Origin of the sequence: Acinetobacter sp. YH16031 (assembly GCF_013417335.1) — a bacterium.
GTDB lineage: Bacteria > Pseudomonadota > Gammaproteobacteria > Pseudomonadales > Moraxellaceae > Acinetobacter.
Map to the genome: position 1 here is coordinate 1 of NZ_VPED01000064.1, position 2045 is coordinate 2045.

Below are 2045 nucleotides of genomic sequence, written 5' to 3' on the forward strand. Positions count from 1 at the left end.
AAGATCATTAAGAGATTATGAAGAACAACTTGTGTGGATTTTTACTGGTTGATTGATCGAAATTATTTTCATTGATTGATTGGTTTAAATTACTCGAAGTTTATTTGAGCGAAATTTAAGTCAGAAAATTGATGAGCCAAGTTTAAGAACTTTACTTATAAAGTTCGAAATGATTTTAACTGAAGAGTTTGATCATGGCTCAGATTGAACGCTGGCGGCAGGCTTAACACATGCAAGTCGAGCGGGGATAGGGTGCTTGCACCTGATTCCTAGCGGCGGACGGGTGAGTAATGCTTAGGAATCTGCCTATTAGTGGGGGACAACGTTCCGAAAGGGACGCTAATACCGCATACGTCCTACGGGAGAAAGCAGGGGATCTTCGGACCTTGCGCTAATAGATGAGCCTAAGTCGGATTAGCTAGTTGGTGGGGTAAAGGCCTACCAAGGCGACGATCTGTAGCGGGTCTGAGAGGATGATCCGCCACACTGGGACTGAGACACGGCCCAGACTCCTACGGGAGGCAGCAGTGGGGAATATTGGACAATGGGGGGAACCCTGATCCAGCCATGCCGCGTGTGTGAAGAAGGCCTTTTGGTTGTAAAGCACTTTAAGCGAGGAGGAGGCTTACCTGGTTAATACCCGGGATAAGTGGACGTTACTCGCAGAATAAGCACCGGCTAACTCTGTGCCAGCAGCCGCGGTAATACAGAGGGTGCAAGCGTTAATCGGATTTACTGGGCGTAAAGCGCGCGTAGGTGGCTAATTAAGTCAAATGTGAAATCCCCGAGCTTAACTTGGGAATTGCATTCGATACTGGTTAGCTAGAGTATGGGAGAGGATGGTAGAATTCCAGGTGTAGCGGTGAAATGCGTAGAGATCTGGAGGAATACCGATGGCGAAGGCAGCCATCTGGCCTAATACTGACACTGAGGTGCGAAAGCATGGGGAGCAAACAGGATTAGATACCCTGGTAGTCCATGCCGTAAACGATGTCTACTAGCCGTTGGGGCCCTTGAGGCTTTAGTGGCGCAGCTAACGCGATAAGTAGACCGCCTGGGGAGTACGGTCGCAAGACTAAAACTCAAATGAATTGACGGGGGCCCGCACAAGCGGTGGAGCATGTGGTTTAATTCGATGCAACGCGAAGAACCTTACCTGGCCTTGACATACAGAGAACTTTCCAGAGATGGATTGGTGCCTTCGGGAACTCTGATACAGGTGCTGCATGGCTGTCGTCAGCTCGTGTCGTGAGATGTTGGGTTAAGTCCCGCAACGAGCGCAACCCTTTTCCTTATTTGCCAGCACTTCGGGTGGGAACTTTAAGGATACTGCCAGTGACAAACTGGAGGAAGGCGGGGACGACGTCAAGTCATCATGGCCCTTACGGCCAGGGCTACACACGTGCTACAATGGTCGGTACAAAGGGTTGCTACTGCGCGAGCAGATGCTAATCTCAAAAAGCCGATCGTAGTCCGGATCGCAGTCTGCAACTCGACTGCGTGAAGTCGGAATCGCTAGTAATCGCGGATCAGAATGCCGCGGTGAATACGTTCCCGGGCCTTGTACACACCGCCCGTCACACCATGGGAGTTTGTTGCACCAGAAGTAGGTAGTCTAACCTTAGGGAGGACGCTTACCACGGTGTGGCCGATGACTGGGGTGAAGTCGTAACAAGGTAGCCGTAGGGGAACCTGCGGCTGGATCACCTCCTTAACGAAAGATTGACGATTGGTAAGAATCCACAACAAGTTGTTCTTCATGACGATGTATCTGAGGGTCTGTAGCTCAGTTGGTTAGAGCACACGCTTGATAAGCGTGGGGTCACAAGTTCAAGTCTTGTCAGACCCACCATCTGCCAGAAAACAGAAAATCAGAACATTGACTTATTGATAAGCTGGGGACTTAGCTTAGTTGGTAGAGCGCCTGCTTTGCACGCAGGAGGTCAGGAGTTCGACTCTCCTAGTCTCCACCAAATTTCAAGACCAGAAAAACAACGTTTTTCCTTGAAATTTAAGCAAGAAGCTACGCTTCGCGCAGTATGTAA

At 49.7% G+C, this 2045-nt stretch carries 2 tRNA genes and 1 rRNA gene; all 3 read left to right on the forward strand.

The features are described from left to right. Positions 1 to 176 precede the first annotated feature (176 nt). The 3 genes from FTV31_RS15380 (at position 177) to FTV31_RS15390 (ending at position 1973) form a co-directional block, all read left to right on the forward strand. A 16S ribosomal RNA gene (locus FTV31_RS15380) occupies positions 177 to 1714 on the forward strand. A gap of 61 nt (positions 1715 to 1775) precedes the next feature. Then, a tRNA-Ile gene (locus FTV31_RS15385) sits at positions 1776 to 1852 on the forward strand. 45 nt (positions 1853 to 1897) lie between these two features. After that, a tRNA-Ala gene (locus FTV31_RS15390) sits at positions 1898 to 1973 on the forward strand. The last annotated feature ends 72 nt before the right edge of the window (positions 1974 to 2045 follow it).